The organism is Leptospira weilii, assembly GCF_006874765.1.
GTDB classification, from domain to species: Bacteria; Spirochaetota; Leptospiria; order Leptospirales; family Leptospiraceae; genus Leptospira; species Leptospira weilii.
This window is the reverse complement of sequence record NZ_CP040841.1, coordinates 187,324-203,830: the sequence shown is the minus strand read 5'-3', so window position 1 is coordinate 203,830 and position 16,507 is coordinate 187,324. Positions and strand designations below refer to the sequence as shown.

Annotated in this window: 16 protein-coding genes; 13 read left to right on the top strand and 3 right to left on the bottom strand. The window is 43.0% G+C overall.

Annotated features, from left to right (window positions below; genetic code table 11):
* Positions 1-14: 14 nt before the first annotated feature.
* From FHG67_RS20465 to FHG67_RS20455, 3 genes are all read right to left on the bottom strand, one after another.
* A complete protein-coding gene (locus FHG67_RS20465; RefSeq protein WP_004501566.1) occupies positions 15-1,172 on the bottom strand; it encodes an aminotransferase class V-fold PLP-dependent enzyme in 1,158 nt (385 codons plus the stop codon).
* On the bottom strand, positions 1,172-2,032 hold the full coding sequence (locus FHG67_RS20460; protein ID WP_004495186.1) for a ferritin-like domain-containing protein: 861 nt from the start codon (positions 2,030-2,032) through the stop codon (positions 1,172-1,174). Before FHG67_RS20460 ends, FHG67_RS20465 begins: the two co-directional genes overlap by 1 nt.
* A 62-nt stretch (positions 2,033-2,094) precedes the next feature.
* Complete coding sequence (locus FHG67_RS20455; protein ID WP_004502430.1) at positions 2,095-2,721, bottom strand: lysoplasmalogenase; 627 nt, start codon at positions 2,719-2,721, stop codon at positions 2,095-2,097.
* 87 nt (positions 2,722-2,808) lie between these two features.
* Here FHG67_RS20455 and FHG67_RS20450 point away from each other — a divergent pair, with 87 nt between their 5' ends.
* The 13 genes from FHG67_RS20450 (at position 2,809) to FHG67_RS20390 (ending at position 16,498) form a co-directional block, all read left to right on the top strand.
* Positions 2,809-3,798, top strand: coding sequence for a TerC family protein (locus FHG67_RS20450; RefSeq protein ID WP_002624930.1), 990 nt, complete (start codon positions 2,809-2,811; stop codon positions 3,796-3,798).
* A gap of 89 nt (positions 3,799-3,887) precedes the next feature.
* A complete protein-coding gene (locus FHG67_RS20445) occupies positions 3,888-5,765 on the top strand; it encodes a methylmalonyl-CoA mutase family protein (protein ID WP_004501576.1) in 1,878 nt (625 codons plus the stop codon).
* Entirely contained in the window at positions 5,765-7,963 is a 2,199-nt protein-coding gene (gene scpA, locus FHG67_RS20440) for a methylmalonyl-CoA mutase (RefSeq protein WP_004500843.1), read from the top strand. The genes FHG67_RS20445 and scpA overlap by 1 nt, the downstream gene beginning before the upstream one ends.
* Before the next feature lie 14 nt (positions 7,964-7,977).
* Positions 7,978-9,027 (top strand): methylmalonyl Co-A mutase-associated GTPase MeaB, encoded by a 1,050-nt coding sequence (meaB, locus tag FHG67_RS20435; protein WP_004495208.1) that lies wholly within the window; start codon positions 7,978-7,980, stop codon positions 9,025-9,027.
* A 515-nt stretch (positions 9,028-9,542) separates the two neighbouring features.
* The gene (locus FHG67_RS20430; protein WP_002625063.1) at positions 9,543-9,923 is read left to right on the top strand and encodes an LIC20211 family lipoprotein; all 381 of its coding nucleotides are present in this window, start codon (positions 9,543-9,545) and stop codon (positions 9,921-9,923) included.
* Positions 9,924-9,972: 49 nt separating this feature from the next.
* Entirely contained in the window at positions 9,973-10,530 is a 558-nt protein-coding gene (locus tag FHG67_RS20425; RefSeq protein WP_004495184.1) for a hypothetical protein, read from the top strand.
* A gap of 1 nt (position 10,531) precedes the next feature.
* Entirely contained in the window at positions 10,532-10,957 is a 426-nt protein-coding gene (locus tag FHG67_RS20420; RefSeq protein WP_002625079.1) for a hypothetical protein, read from the top strand.
* Positions 10,958-10,967: 10 nt separating this feature from the next.
* Positions 10,968-13,571 (top strand): TonB-dependent receptor plug domain-containing protein, encoded by a 2,604-nt coding sequence (locus tag FHG67_RS20415; protein WP_036075528.1) that lies wholly within the window; start codon positions 10,968-10,970, stop codon positions 13,569-13,571.
* Positions 13,571-14,089 (top strand): hypothetical protein, encoded by a 519-nt coding sequence (locus FHG67_RS20410; protein WP_004501569.1) that lies wholly within the window; start codon positions 13,571-13,573, stop codon positions 14,087-14,089. Before FHG67_RS20415 ends, FHG67_RS20410 begins: the two co-directional genes overlap by 1 nt.
* An 80-nt stretch (positions 14,090-14,169) precedes the next feature.
* Positions 14,170-14,784: a MotA/TolQ/ExbB proton channel family protein gene (locus FHG67_RS20405; RefSeq protein ID WP_020782327.1), complete on the top strand. Its 615-nt coding sequence runs from the start codon at positions 14,170-14,172 to the stop codon at positions 14,782-14,784.
* 24 nt (positions 14,785-14,808) lie between these two features.
* The gene (locus FHG67_RS20400; protein WP_002624746.1) at positions 14,809-15,213 is read left to right on the top strand and encodes an ExbD/TolR family protein; all 405 of its coding nucleotides are present in this window, start codon (positions 14,809-14,811) and stop codon (positions 15,211-15,213) included.
* Between the two features lie 18 nt (positions 15,214-15,231).
* Positions 15,232-15,870: an energy transducer TonB gene (locus tag FHG67_RS20395; protein ID WP_004500863.1), complete on the top strand. Its 639-nt coding sequence runs from the start codon at positions 15,232-15,234 to the stop codon at positions 15,868-15,870.
* Positions 15,871-16,039: 169 nt separating this feature from the next.
* A complete protein-coding gene (locus tag FHG67_RS20390) occupies positions 16,040-16,498 on the top strand; it encodes an LIC_20196 family exoprotein (protein ID WP_026054327.1) in 459 nt (152 codons plus the stop codon).
* The last annotated feature ends 9 nt before the right edge of the window (positions 16,499-16,507 follow it).

The following is a 16,507-nucleotide window of genomic DNA, read 5'->3' as shown; positions in this document are numbered from 1 at the left end:
TCCCTTGGTTTTGTTTAACGCGGAAAAGAACCGAGTAATTCCACAACTCGATCCAGTTGATCTTTGCGATTATAGATATGCGGAGAAAATCTTACTTTCCCGAGGCGCAGCGCACACATGACTCCGTTTCTCTTTAGATAAGAAACAAGTTCTTCCATAGGAACTCCTTCCTTATATCCCACCACGATTCCGGTTCGATTGTCGGGGAAATGATCGAGTTCTATTTGAAACCCGATGTTTTTCATTCCTTCGGAAAGATAATCCGCGAGTTCATAAATTCTTTCCATGACGGAATGAAATCCTATTTTCTGAAGCATTTCGAGCGTGGATTGAAAATATACCCAGTCGATAAAATTTCCTGTAGAAATTTCATAACGATCCGCTCCGGATTTTAATTCGGCGCGATAAGGCAAGTAAATCTCGTCGTTGACCACGGAGCCCGTTCCTTTAAACGGAAATGCGAGCGTATCGATTTTATCCTGTCGGATGTACAACATTCCCAAACCGAGAGGGCCTAAAAGCCATTTCCAAGCGGGGAAAGCGATGTATTTTAATTTCATCTTTCTAACATCGACCGGAACCAAACCTATTCCTTGAGCGCCATCTAAAACGAACTCAATCCCTCTAGAATCTAAAAAGGTTCCGATCTCTTCCAAGGGAAGAGGCATTCCTGTGCACCAATGAACGGCAGAAAGAGCCACAACTCTGGTTTTGGAGCTGACGGAAGATTTCAGATTTTCTAAAAACTGATCCGGAGTAAAAGCCATCGGAATGAATCCGATCTTAATTCCTTTTTCTTTCCAGTGCTCCCAGGGATAAATATTGCTCGGATATTCGTTTTCTAAGAGCAGAATTTCATCTCCGTTTTTCAAATGAAAACCCAAAGAAAGAAAATTCATCCCTTCATTCGTGTTGTGAATGATACAAAGTTCTTCCACGTCGCAATTGATGAGTCCCGCTACGATCTTTCGAATGGATTGTTTTACGGAAGCATATTTACGTACTTCCGTTAGGCCTCCTTTTCTAGAGTAACCTTCCAAGTATTCCCCGACCGCCTGGATTGTATGTACATTGCAAGGAGTTGTCCCGCAATTGTTCAACCAGATCATCTCCTGATTTACGGGATAGAGGTCTTGAATTTCTTTCCAATCAATGATCGTGGTGGATTGCATTACCTTTTTTTCTTAGCCTTTGCCGCTGACTTTTTTTTAGGCGTCGATTTTTTCGGAGAAACCTTTTTGGCCGCGCTTTTCTTCACTGCCTTTTTCGGTTTTGCAGATGTTTTCTTGGTTGTCGCTTTTTTCTTAGGAGCGGCTTTTTTGGCTACTGGTTTACTTGTGGCTTTCTTCTTAGGAGTCGCTTTTTTCGCATTCGTCGTTACGGCGGGTTTGGCAGTCGTAGCCGGTTTCGAAGTGGCGGGTTTTGCAATCGGAGCTACAGTCTTGGGCTTTTTCGGAGTTTTTTCGGAGTTAGATTCTGCTTTTTTAGCCACTTCTTCCGCTTGTTCGTCCCAGAAAAAAGTTCCCTGGCCCGATCCGGATTGATCTAATCCGTTTAGCTCGGTTTCCAGAAGGGATTGATAGTTTTGATTGTAGTCTTTCAATTTCGTAAAAAGAGATTTGATGTTCACGTCTTCGAATTTGTTTGCGAGTTTTTCATAGAAAGAAACACTATTCTCCGCTTCTCGAATCGCAAGTTCAAGAGCTTCGTGTGCGTCCTTGGTTCCAGGACCTGCGATTGTCCTTTCCACCTTATTCATCAATTTTTGAAGAGTCGAATCGTGGAACTTATGGATTGCGGTGAGTTGTTTGAGATTTGGGAGTTCGGATCCTTCCGCTTGCTCGTACAATTCCGTAATAAATTTGATATGATCGTCCACTTCTTCTGCTAGTCTTTCAAAAAGTTCCTTCGTGTCTCCGGGAGGAAGTTTTTCATACGTACTCATATAAAATTCGAAATAATCTTTTTCGTGTTGAATCGCCGCGGCGACCGCTTCTAAAAATGTGGTTTCTTTTAAAGGTTTAATATTCATGATAAGATCCCTCCCGATTTCTTTGCTATCTTAGTTACATTACCGATCGAATCAATAATTATTTAATTTTCTGCCATAGATTCATAGATGAGAAACTGCGCCGCATAGTAAGTCGACATGATCCAAACTCCGATCCAAGGAATCGGAATCGTCGTAAACTTATTCATCGCAATGAAACTATCGGATAAGATAAAAAGTAGAGCGCCTATTAAGGATTTCCGGAATGCCAAACTGGAACATTCCCTAGATGCCGCTCTCCAACCCATTGTGCAAATCGCGGTAATATAAACCGCGACCGGAACGTAAAGAGAAACCCCGATCCCGGAAAAAATCCAGGCGTAAAAAAAAATTCCAAATGCAAAGAACGGAATGGATCGGACAATATTTAGGGGATTCCCGATCGAGAATCCAATCGAATACAAAATTTGAGCCATGAGAAAGGACCCAAGCCCGAACACAAAATAATTTCCGGGAAGAGCTAAAAAAGCGTCTCCGAATAAGGAGAAAATCAAACCTGCGAAAATAAATTTTCCGGCTTTGTCTCTCCAGTTACCCTTGAAGAAAGAGAGAAAAATCAAAATGAGAATCGGTAGGATTTTACTTCCGAGTTTGAAAACGACTTCATTGGGTACAAAATACAAAACTAACAAATGAGTAATAGAAGCGATGGAAAATAAGACTGGAATCATAGGGGCCTCTTTATGGGAATTGGGATTGTAATTTTGTAAAGAGACGCTACTTTTGTCATCTAAGAATCGTACAAACAAAGAGGGAATATGGGGCATTGGAGTTCTGGGGAATTGATCTTAGCCGTTGTTTTTACTGTGGTTTTAGGTCTTCTCGTGTATTTGGATCTTTTTGTTCTCAACAAAAAAGCCCACAAAATTCCTTTCAAAGAATCGATTTATTGGTCTTTTTTTTGGTTCAGCCTTGCGATTTCCTTCGGCATCTTCATCTACGTTATGAATCAATCGCCGGAAGATCCGACTCTGGGAAAAACCAAAGCCCTTGAATTTATCACCGGTTATTTTCTAGAATATTCTCTTTCCGTGGATAATCTTTTCGTCTTCATCATGGTCTTTCAGAAATTTCGAATAACGCCTCAATATCAACCTTTGATTTTAAAATGGGGAATTATCGGAGCTTTGTTCTTCCGCGCAGTTATGATCTTCATCGGAGCGGAATTGGTTTCTCAGTTCGATTGGATCCTATATCTTTTCGGGATTTTTCTTCTATATACCGCGATGAAAATGTTCACTCATCGTGAGCAAGAGGATTTTCATCCGGAATCTTCTCTCGTAGTCAAACTTGCGAAGAAAATTCTTCCGATGACTCGGAGCCATTACCCAGAAAAATTCGTTGTTTTAGAACACGGAAGATATTTATTCACTTCCACATTCATTACTCTTTTGATCGTGGAATTCAGCGATATCATGTTCGCTCTCGATTCGATTCCCGCAGTTTTTTCGATCACTACGGATGCGTTTATCGTTTATACTTCCAATATCTTCGCTATCCTCGGACTTCGTTCTCTCTACTTTATGCTTTCAGGTGTGATGGAACTTTTCATTTTTCTCAAACGGGGAGTTTCAGTTCTTCTCGCGTTCGTAGGAATCAAACTTCTGCTTCCTCTTTTTTCTCACTACGTTTTCGGATATGAAATTCACATTCCGATTTTAGTTTCTCTGGGAATCATTTTGGGAACGTTGGTTATTTCAATTTTGGCTTCGGTTCCCCATTACCTCAAAATCAAAAACGGAACTTAAAAGCGGGTTTTTGACTTTACACCGGAGTCTTGCAAAGTTCCCTAGAAAGGGAACTTTGTGGAAGCTCCCCAAAAAAGAGAAAAATCAAAATGGCCGATCAAAAATTATTCGCAGACTTTCCTCCCGTTACTCGGGAAGCCTGGATTGCACTCATTCAAAAAGACCTCAAGGGGGCGGACTTCGAAAAGAAACTAGTTTGGGAAACGGCGGAAGGATTTAAGATCCAACCCGTTTATACGAAAGAAGATATCGGCGATAAACAATGGCTGACTTCCAATCTTCCCGGAACAATTCCCTTTGCCAGATCCACTCGAAAACTCGTTCAAGACTGGAGCATTCGCCAAGACTTCGATTCACCTTCAATAGCCGAAGCCAATCGGTTGGCAAAAGAAGCGGCGGCTAACGGTGTGACCGCGATCGGATTTATCATCGAAAATAAAACCTCTTCTCAAACAGGAATTCCGGTACATTCTTCCAAAGATTTGGAAACCCTCATCGAAGGACTTCCTTTCGATCAAGTGACTCTTCACTTCATTGCGGAAGAAAGATCTCCCGAAATTTTTTCTTGGCTTCCCAAAGACAAAGTGTTTGTCGGAGGACTTGGATACGATCCGTATCGGATTCTTCTCAAACACGGAAGATCGGGAAAACATTCCGTCGCGGGACTCAAAGAAATCTTAGAAACGATCGCTTCTTCTTGGCCGCATTACAGAGGTTTGTCGGTCCACTCCTCCACGTTCCGGGATGCGGGCTCCACCATTTCGGAAGAGCTTGCGTTTGCATTAGCGGCGGCGGCCGAGTATGTACAACAACTTAAGACGATAGGAATGGACACGGATACAATCGCTTCCCAGTTGATGTTCGAGTTTTCCATCGGTCCGGATTACTTTTTAGAAATCGCGAAGTTCCGTGCCGCGAGAATTCTCTGGGCGGAAATCATAAAAGAGTTCGGACCTAAGGAAGAATCTTCACAACACGCATTCTTAACCGCGCAGACTTGCCGTTACAATTACAGCGCCTATGATTCGAACGTAAATATGCTCCGCGCAACAACCGAAGCCATGTCCGCCGCGATCGGTGGTTGTGAGGTTATCAGCGTTTCTCCGTACGACAGCGTTTTAAAAACTTCCGATTCGTTCTCCTTGAGAATCGCTCGAAACATCCAACTGTTGATGAAACACGAATCGCACTTGGATAAGGTAGTGGATCCTTCCGCAGGTTCGTATTATCTCGAGTCGCTCACGGATTCGCTCACAAAAAAAGCTTGGGAAATTTTCTGTGAGATCGAATCTGCCGGAGGATTTTTAGAAGCCCTCAAAAAAGGAATCATCCAAAAGAAAATCGCCGATTCCAGAAGGAAGAAGGAAGAGAATCTCGCGAACCGCAAAGAGATTCTTCTTGGAACCAATCAATATCCGAACGGAGAAGATCGAGTTCCCACACTCAACCTGAGCAAAACGTTAGGCGATATCGATAGCGTTGCGGGCGAAATCGTTTGTGAAAAAATCTCCGAGTTCAGAGCCGGAGCCGGAATCGAGGAGATTCGACTGAAAACGGAAAATTTTTCAAAAAAGACAGGGAAGGTCCCGACTGTTCTTCTTCTCCCGATGGGAGATCTCAAAATGAAAAAAGCGAGAGCGATTTTCTCCCAGAATTTTCTCGCCTGCGCGGGTTATAAGGTAGTCGATCCGGGAAGTTATGCGACACCGGAAGAAGCGTTGCAAGGTCTGAAAGAAACGAACGCCGACATCGTGGTCTTTTGCACGAGCGACGAAGAAGTCGGTGGCTTTGTGGGTTCTACCTTTGCGATTTTGAAAAAACAAAATCGCCATTTGGTCGGAATCGTAGCGGGAAATCCGACGGAACAAATCGATTCTCTGGGATCCAAAGGAATCGAATTTTTCATTCACGTCAGATCCCAACATTTAGAAACTCTGAACCTCATTCAGAAAAGGCTGGGCATCTGATGAAACGTCCAAATTTTGATCGCCAACGTTATACGCCACAGGGAAACGGAAAAGTTTCCAAATCCGACTGGGAAAAAGCCGCTCTCGGAGATTTGGGCCTTAATTCCATGGAACAAATTCTGTGGAATACTCCCGAAAAAATTCCGGTCAAGCCGGTTTATACCGTAGAAGATCTGGAAGGTATGGAACATCTTGACTATGTTGCAGGAATTCCTCCTTACTTGCGCGGTCCTTATTCCACGATGTATGTTCAACAACCTTGGACCATTCGCCAATACGCCGGTTTTTCCACGGCGGAAGAATCCAACGCGTTCTACCGTAGAAACTTAGCCGCGGGACAAAAGGGGCTTTCGGTCGCGTTCGACTTGGCGACTCACAGAGGATACGATTCCGATCACGAGCGCGTGGTCGGAGACGTAGGTAAGGCAGGGGTTGCGATCGATTCGATTCTGGATATGAAGATTCTATTCGATCAGATTCCTTTGGATCAGATGTCAGTGTCGATGACGATGAACGGCGCGGTGATTCCTATATTAGCGTTTTATATCGTAGCCGCGGAAGAACAAGGCGTGAGCGCCGATAAACTTTCGGGAACGATTCAGAACGATATTCTCAAAGAATTCATGGTGCGAAACACATACATCTATCCGCCTGCACCTTCGATGAAAATTATCGCGGACATTTTCAAATACACTTCCGACTTTATGCCCAAGTTCAATTCGATTTCGATTTCGGGATATCACATGCAGGAAGCCGGAGCGACCGCGGATATAGAACTCGCCTACACTCTCGCAGACGGTTTGGAATATTTAAGAACGGGAATCAAAGCGGGAATGGACGTGGATACGTTCGCGCCTCGTTTGTCTTTTTTTTGGGCGATCGGAATGAATCACTTTATGGAAATCGCAAAGATGAGAGCCGGACGCCTTCTTTGGGCCAAACTCGTAAACCAATTCCATCCTAAAAACCTAAAGTCACTCGCTCTTAGAACGCATTGCCAAACATCGGGCTGGAGTTTGACCGAACAGGATCCGTTCAACAACGTCGCAAGAACCTGTATCGAAGCGTTGGCTGCCGCGCTCGGTCATACACAGTCGCTTCACACGAACGCGCTCGACGAAGCGATCGCGTTACCGACCGACTTTTCCGCGAGAATTGCGAGAAATACTCAAATCTTTCTCCAAGAGGAAACGAACATTCATCGTGTCGTGGATCCATGGGGAGGCTCGTATTACGTGGAATCTCTGACGCATTCCCTGGCGCACCGCGCTTGGGAACTGATCGAAGAAGTGGAAAAGTTAGGCGGAATCGCAAAGGCGATCGAGACCGGAATTCCCAAAATGAGAATCGAGGAAGCAGCCGCTCGCAAACAGGCTAAGATCGATTCCGGGAAAGATGTGATCGTAGGAGTCAATCGCTACAAGGCAAAAGAAGAAAAACCTTTAGATATATTAGATATCGATAATACTGCTGTAAGAGAGTCTCAACTCCGCAGACTCGCAGAGTTGAAGAAAAATCGAAACAGCACAGACGTGACGTCCGCGCTCGACGCGATCACAAAATGCGCCGAGGGCGCCGAAGGAAACCTTCTCGCGCTTGCAGTGGACGCGGCCCGCAAACGAGCGACTCTCGGGGAAATTTCGTACGCTATGGAAAAAGTATTCGGAAGATACCAAGCCACAATTCGTTCTATCTCGGGCGTTTATTCCTCCGAAATCGAAGACGATCCGGATTTCAAAAGAGCGAAAGAACTTTCGGACCAATTTTCGGTTTTAGAAGGGCGCCGTCCTAGAATCATGGTGGCTAAGATGGGACAAGACGGACACGATCGAGGCGCGAAAGTGATCTCCACAAGTTTTGCGGACATGGGATTTGACGTCGATATAGGACCACTTTTTCAAACTCCCGCGGAAGCCGCAAAACAAGCGGTGGAAAACGACGTGCACATTCTCGGCATTTCCAGTTTGGCCGCGGGCCATAAAACCCTCGTTCCTCAAGTCATCGGAGAATTGGGAAAACTCGGAAGAGAGGATATTATGGTCATCGCAGGCGGAGTGATTCCTCAACAAGATTATGATACTCTTTACAAGGCAGGGGTCACCGGGATTTTCGGACCGGGAACAAAAATTTCCAAAGCCGCCGTAGGTATTCTGGAACTTCTCATTCGAGATTTGGAAACTTCTAAAGTAAACGCCTAAAGGAAAACGAGCCTTTGAGTTCCGAAGAACAATCGGAGATCCCTCCTATAAGCGCGATCAATCAACGCCTGGGAAGACTGAATAGAACGCTACCTTCCAAGGAGGAATTCATACAAGGAATTCTTTCCGGGGATAGGGTTATCCTCGCCAGAGCGATTACGCTTGTCGAAAGCTCGCGTGCCGATCACAAAGAACTTGCGGAAAAGATCATAGACGCTTGCCTTCCTCACTCCGGTAAATCTGTCCGAATTGGAATCACTGGAATTCCCGGAGTCGGTAAAAGTACATTCATCGAATCCTTCGGAATGTATACCATCTCTCAAGGAAAAAAATTAGCCGTATTGACTATCGATCCATCGAGTCAAATCTCGGGAGGAAGTATTCTCGGAGACAAAACGAGAATGTCCGAACTTTCCAGAAACGAATCCGCGTTCATTCGCCCTTCTCCTTCCGGCGACTCGTTAGGCGGAGTCGCTCGAAAAACGAGAGAAACGATTTATCTTTGTGAGGCGGCAGGCTTTGATACGATCTTTGTGGAAACCGTCGGAGTCGGACAATCTGAAACGGCGGTTCATTCCATGGTGGATTTGTTTTTGCTTCTTCTCATCGCGGGCGCGGGAGACGAACTCCAAGGAATCAAACGCGGAATTATGGAAATGGCCGATTTATTTGCTATAACAAAAGCGGACGGGGACAACAAGACAAAAGCCGAAACGACCAGAACCGAAACCCAGTCTGCGATTCATTTTTTCCCAACAAACGAAAGCGGATGGATACCGAAAGTGCTCACCTGTTCCTCTCTTTCGGGAGAAGGGATTTCCGAAATATGGAATCAAATTTTAGAATATGAGAAAATTCTAAAGTCAAACGGTTATTTCGAAATCCGAAGAACAAATCAAGCAAAGTATTGGTTAGAAGAAACCGTGTCCGAACATCTTATGGAAGATTTCAAGGCTCAAATGAAAAATCTCTACAAAGACATGCAAGAGAAAGTAAGCCGCCATCAGATCAGCTCCTTTCAAGCGGCTGAGAAATTGATCGCAGAATATCGAAAACTTATTTAAGAATAGATCGATTTGAATTTAAAGTTCCATTCCGATTCGCTCTCGAACTTTTCCATTTTGGCCGGTCTATGTTCGTTTTTTTATCAACATTCGTTTAACGGATTGCTGAGATTAGCGATAGGCGCGGCTCATTGAGTGCTTACGAGAATATTTTTTTACGCAGCGTCTCAGTAAGATTATTTTCCCAAATCAAGAAATACAACTCGGCTTCAGCAAAAAAGACTGAAAGGAACTTTTATAAAACAGCAATAAGGATCCGCTTATATGAATAAATTATTTTTCGAAAACGTTTTGTTTTTCCAAATGAGGCACAAAAAATAAATCTTAAATTGAGTGAAAATCACCACATCTGATTGAAAGTCAATTCAACAATCGAAATCTATAATATTTAAGCCTAAAATTCTTCTTGCGCTGGCATATCCCATAAATGATACCAGTAAATATAGTGTTCTATCGAATAATTAAGACGCAAAACTAATTGGAAATAAATTAACTAGGGTTGCAGGTGAGTAATTGTGAAAACTTTTCAAATTCTTTCTTTATTTTTTATATCTTTGATTTTGTTCCATTGTGCAACTTCTTCCGCTGGAATCGCGACAAGTAACATCCCAATTGCGGATCGTAAATATAAAGTGATCGATCCTCCTGTGGAAGGGCATAAAATCTGGACTACGTTCGATATCGCAATTATAGGAATTCCCCTCTCTGAACCTCCGATCGACAGCATAATAACTACGATGTTGGCCGAAAAAGAAGCGGATGCTTTGATTAATATCCGTTATTGGACCGATAAATACATTTTTCTTTTCCTCACCGTCAATAGGCTTCATATCAACGCGGAAGCGATCAAATTCGAGGATCAACTCAATGGCCAGAACGCCAAAAAAAGAAAATAAAGATTTGACGCAGCAGCGAACTTTCAAGCAACCAATTGCGAATGTTACATTGAGTCCGGAAAGCTGCAATTTAGGGAAAATCCCCGCTTCGAATTTTTTTTCGTTTCAAATCGGTTTCTTTGCGATTGTCCTTTTTTTCGTCTTTGGAAATTGTATGGGAGCTACTTTATTCAAACCGGGCGGACGCGTTCGTTCACCGGCTCTTTACGATTCAGCAACGATTATACGAACTTCCGAATATGATATCTTAGAAGAATCGGAGGGTGAGTCTTCGACGTTCTTCCTTTTCGGAATGATTCCTATTACAAATCCGATTAGTATCGACTATGCACTCAGCCAAGCGGTGCAAAAAGTTCCGGGAGGAAAAAGTCTTATAAATATCAAGGTTTGGCACGAAACACACGTTATGTTTCCTCTTGGGACCGTTTCCGTTCTGAAAATCAAAGGTAGCGTAATTGGAAACAAAGAGGAAGCGAAAAAAGAAAGACTGAGATTGGAATCAGAAAAGAAGGAATCTTCCGCAGATCCTACTCCTTCGAAAGATGAAAAACGAAATCCGAATTCCTCTTCCGGAGGAATTTCCGTGGGAGGCACCAAAAAGGATTAGTATGTTAGAATATTCTTTAGTAAATTCTGTAAATTCGACCTTAGCCAAAAAGAACACTTTCGGACGAAGATTTGTACTTTTACAACGTACTTTTTTGGGATTTTTTTCCATTTTGATCCTGGCGGCTTTTTCGCAAAATTGCGTAAAATCAGAGGTTGTTTCGGCGGGAGATTCTCAGAGTCAGATCTATGCCGCCGCAAATTACCTGAGCAATAAATGTGGAAATCCGATTCCCACCCCGATGCCGTTCACCGTGCAGAGCATCCAACAAAGGAATTTGGATATCTGCACGATCGCAATTACCCGTTCGGAGTGCCCTTTTGTTTCGTATCCTTTGGCTTGCGTTCTAATCTATGTGGACAATCCCATCGGCGATATACCTTGGTATATAAACTTTCAGGAAGTATTCGTAAAAATTAAATTATAGCAAGGCAACGATGAAAATCATTAAAACCATATTAGTCATTCTTCGTGCCGTATCCATTGAACGATTCGTAACGTTGAAAAAACGAATTTCGTTTTTATTTCTTATCTTTCTTACTGTCCCAACTATGGAAGTATTTGCGGAAGTCTCTTTCCGTGCCCGCGTTTATTCTCGTAGTAAAAATTCGGGAGAGGCAAATGTGAGGGTTCTGCTTTCTGAAACTAAAAAGTTCTATCAGACCGATGCGGAAGGATATTTTCAAGCGGTGGCCCCTTCTTCCGGTGCTTATACGTTTCGCATTCTAAAAGATACAGGATTTCAGGAAGTTCGCAAGGAAATTGGAGAAGGTGAGGAACTTGTCATTCTTGATTCCGATCAGTCTTCCAAAAGTGGAAGCGGCGGCGGTTCGAAAGGTTCAATCAACGTAACCGGGGAGAAAGAAAAACAACTCATGTCTCGCACCAAACTCCGCTATGAGGAGATCAAGCGGATGCCCGGTACTTTCGGAGAACCGCTCCGTTCGATCGAAACAATTCCCGGAGTTGTTCCTGTTTCCGCTTTCGGGGGTGGTGCAAGTAACTACTCCTTTCGAGGCGCCGATCCGACTACGAATCTTTATCTTTATGACGATCTTCCTATTTTATACCCGTTTCACTTTGACGGTTTGACCGCTACGATCAACGGAAACTTAATCAAATCGATGGACGTTTATACGGGAGTTCTCCCCGCAAACTTCAACAACGCGTTAGGGGGGGTAATCGAAATCGAATCTCCCGATAAAGTGGAACGATCCAGCGGAAATTTTTTGTCTTCTCTCTGGGCCGCCTCCGCAAATTACCAAACCACTTTTGCAAACGGAAAAGGTTATATCCTAGGTGCTGTGAAAGTCGGTTATATGGATAAAACATTTGAGACTCTCGGAACGATTACAGGTGTTAGCTCTCTTCCGGATGGGGTGCGTTTGCCGCATTATACGGATTCTCAAGTGAAAATGGTCTATAATTTCAACGATAAGCATCAGATTTCATTCTATTCTTTGACCGCAAAAGATGATACTGCGTTCAATCCTCGTACCAAACGACAAAATGATCCCACCAAGGACCAATTTGCCGAATATTCGGGTGGAAATCTTTCATTAGGTCAAGGTTATCGCACTCAAGCCTTACGTTATATTTGGAGACCTTTCGAAAAATTCGTCAATCGAATCACTTTGATTAGCTACGATCCATTTGTGGATTACAATGTTTTATTCGGCTCCTTGAAAGCGAAACAAAGAGCAAGCGGCGCTTACACCGGGATTCGACAAGATGCTTATTGGGATCCCAATAAGCATCTAACTTTGGAATTTGGTTCCGAAATGCGACTCCTCAACTATAGAACTTCGGGTAACACAATCCAACAAACCGATCCGAATAATCCCGACCCAAATCCGTATGATACGGTAACTCCCGACTTTAAAACCGTTTCGGACACAAACCGAGTACAAAGCAAATACTACAATGCTTATACAACGATGAAGATCAAATTCGGCGGCCTGCTTATCGAACCCGGGGCGAGATACGATTATATTCCTTATATCAAAAACGGCGCGCTTGGTCCGAAGGCACAAATGTCCTATAAGTTCGAAGAAGGTCCCCTCAAAGGAACTACCATTTTCGGAGGTGCGGGGAATCATTTTAACTTTCCATTGGACACACGTTTTTCCGAACAAAGCGGAAATCCTCACCTGAAATTTCAAAAAGCCTTTAAATACGGCGGTGGGGTCGATCATCAGCTCAATTCCAATTGGCAAGTGAAAGGTGAAATTTTTAAACAGGAATTTTCCAGCTTAATCGTAACCGATCCTTATATTACGGAAATTATCGGAACGAATCCGGATCAGTACGGAAAAGTCTTTCAGCCTTACGTTGTCAATAAACCTCTCAATTATTCGAACAACGGATCCGGTCATTCTCGAGGTTACGAACTCTTAATCCGTAAAGTTGCCACTCCTGGAAAGAGAGATTGGTTCGGTTGGATTTCCTACACATGGTCTCAAACATTCAGAAATCCTAATATTTATAAACCCGACGGAATCATAGCTCCCGTTGCTACCGGGCCGGAACAAAGATTGCTCGCTCAGTCTTATCATAACTCGAAGGAAACCTTGTATGATTACGACCGTACTCATATCATCAACATAGTTTTCGGTTGGAAATTCAGCCAGAATTGGCAGCTTGGCGGGAGATGGTCTTACTTAACTTCCATGCCAGTCACTCCGATCGTAGGAGACGACGGCGGTAGATTTTCTAATCCGGCAAACAACCAAACGATCTGGGCGCCGATTTCGGCAAACAATCCATATCTCGCCGACTACATCAATACGAAGCGACTTTCGGATTATCACAGATTTGATGTCCGAATTGATAAATTCTTAAATTACGAATGGGGCTACGTAAACACATTCTTAGAAATTATCAACGTTTATATGAGGCAGAACGTTTCCGGAGAAGCTTTCAACGTTACGCGTCCTTATTCTTCCACAAACCCGAAACCAAATCCGACATTTGGGACTATCGCATTGCCGGGCGGCGTAGTGATTCCGTTTTTTAACATAGGAATCGAGGTGAAGTTCTAATGAAAAAGAATCCTTTCGCTATTTCGTGGAAACGAATCGGAAACTTTTCGCACTTCCTACTTGTATTCCTTTTAATTTGGGATTGTAATAATTTTCCGAACGAAAACGATAATTTCAACAGAGAAAACGAAAAAAGAGTCCTTCTTCAATATTTACTTTTGTCTCCGACGGACCCGGTTGAATCTTGTGTCACATCCCTACAAGCGGCTCAAACTTGTCTGAACAAAACCCCCGATTTACCAACCCCGCTTTCGGAAACCGCCATCGTGACCTTGTTTAGCAATGGGAACACATCACTTGGAACGTATCAGGATTTTTGTAGTGTTTTATTAAACTCCTCCACGTTCGCAAAATTTACGAATAGAGCCAAAACCTGCGTAATGAATTGCAATCGATCTTATTGGTTGAGTAAAGATTCTGCGGGAACCTGCGGGGAAAGCGGACTTTCTCAGATTTCAGGATTATCTACCGGAACCTTTTCTTGCACAAAAACTTGTGTGAGTATTTCTGGAGAATAAAAAATATTGTTTTAAAGAGAACAATTACGATTTGAGACCTTATCGGTTTTATAAAATAAAGTATATTAGAGGATCCAATTATGACTATGTTTTTAGTTGAATACGGCGAGACGTTCATTTTTATTGTCATGCTCGTAGCGAGCATTATCGCTCTTGCAGTAGGAACGGAAAGAATTCTAATTTTTCGCAGAAACCTTAGAAATACTGACGTAGTTCTTCCTATTTTAACCTCTGAAATTAGAAAGGGGGATTTTGGAGCCGTAAAGACTGTGGCAAGTGAAAACCCAACAAATATATATGCAAAGTTTTCCCAGTTTTCCACAGAAAATTACGAAGTCGGCCACGAAGCCCTCTCGGAATTGCAAGAAGGTAAGATCATCGGAGAAAGAATTGAACTCGAAAACCACCTTCCGATTTTAAACACGTTAGGAAATAACGCACCATTTATTGGTCTGTTGGGGACGGTTCTTGGCGTGATCAAAGCTTTCTACGGACTGGGAACGTTAGGAAGCACTGGAGCTGAATTCGTAATGAGAAGTATCTCTACGGCCCTTCTTGCAACCGCCGCCGGATTAGGAGTTGCAATTCCGGTCGTAATGGCGAACAACTATTTTACTCGTAAATTAAAGATCATTCAGGCAAATTTGGAAATTCTTTCAAAAGAGTTTCTTGCAAGTCTTTCCCGTAAGAAATAAACTTATAAGGAGAAGGTAAAAAACATGGCAGGTTCTGCTCCCTCCGGCGACGGAGAAGAAATAGGCAATATTAATATCACTCCGATGGTGGATGTGATTCTAGTTCTTTTAGTAATCTTTATGGTAACCGCTAACTTCTTAAAAAAAGAATCCATCAATATCAATCTTCCCAAGGTTTCGGCGGCGGATCCGAATGTAGCTCAATCGGTTCAAGTCGCTCTGACCAAGGACGGGAAAATTCTGATAGAAGGGGCGGAAGCTTCCATAGAAAAATTACAAGCTCAGCTTGAAAGAGATTCTAAAATTAAACCGAATATGCGTCTGACTCTTTCAGCCGATTCTTCTCTTTCATATGGAAAAATCGCGGAAACGATGGGAGTGATTCGTAAAGCTGGAGTTACTAGAATTGCGCTTTCGGTAAAACGTTAAGGGAAGCGGGAAAGCAGAATGGTAAGCGTTGCTGAAATTAAACAAAAGATCGTTCGATTCGGTTTGTTCCGATTTTGTCTGATCGCGTCCTTTACTTTGCATTCACTTTCAATCGGAATTTATTTCATCGCGACCTATATTCCCGATGCGGAAATCTCTTCTGAGGATTTGGATAATCAGGACGTGGAAGTGGATTTAGAAGACATCCCTCCCGAATTGATCGGCGGGACCTCTTCTCCCGCTCCCGTTGAAAAACAGGAATGGGTGGAAGGTTCCAACAAAAATGCTGATGACCCAATCGATGAAGATCTGAATCCGAACGCTGTTTCCGGAAACGGAACTGACAAAGACGGATTTCTATTTTCTTACAACGGAGATAAAACTCCGACTCCGATTATCGATTTTGATTTAAGAGATTTTTTCCCACCTCAAGCAAAATCCGCTGGGATCGTAACAAAACAAGTTGTAGTCATTGTTCAAATCGACGAACAAGGAAATTTACAAGGAGCAAAAGTCGCCTCCGGAAAGGCTGGCTTCGGTTTTGACGAAGCGGCGCTTAAAATCGTCAAATTGGCGCGTTGGAGTCCTGGATACGTCCAAGGAAGACCGACAAAAATGTCGCATCGGGTTCCGATTCATTTCAATCTCGAAGACTGATTTTATTTCAAATTTCAGCTCTTCGAGGTTCCTGCTCAAACAATACGTTTTCCATTCTTTTCAAGTATCAGAAGTTCTCTTCTTTGAAATTTAAAAAATTCCTTGCGGAGTCAAATTGCAAGTTCATACTTCATTTTTGGCTGAAAAAAATCAGCCGATGGAGACAAAGATGAATTTGAAAGCGTTTGCTTGGATCGGTTTACTATTTTTTACTTTGCCGCTTTTATCGGTACCCACTCCCCCTACCCTCGAACATCAGGTTAAAAATTCCGATTACATAGCTCTCACTCGAATTACAAACGTTCGCGAAAAAAAAATTTCCGAAACTTCGATTTCCGTAATAGCTACGGTTGAAATTTTAAAACCCTGGAAAGGCGGAGAAAAGCTTCCCGCCAAGTTTGAAATCGGATTTATGATTTTTCCGGAACTTTTAGGAAAATGGCTGAAAGCCGCTCCTCCCGAAGGGGATTACATTCTATTCTTAAATCAAAAAACAATCAAGGATAGCAAAGGGAACGAATCACAGTTGATTACTCTCTACGAACCCCATCCCTTTGCGTTTAAAGAATATTCCAGAGAAACGGAAGATAAAATCCGAGAAGTAGTTCAATCCCAAAAAGGGAATTAATAGGAAAAC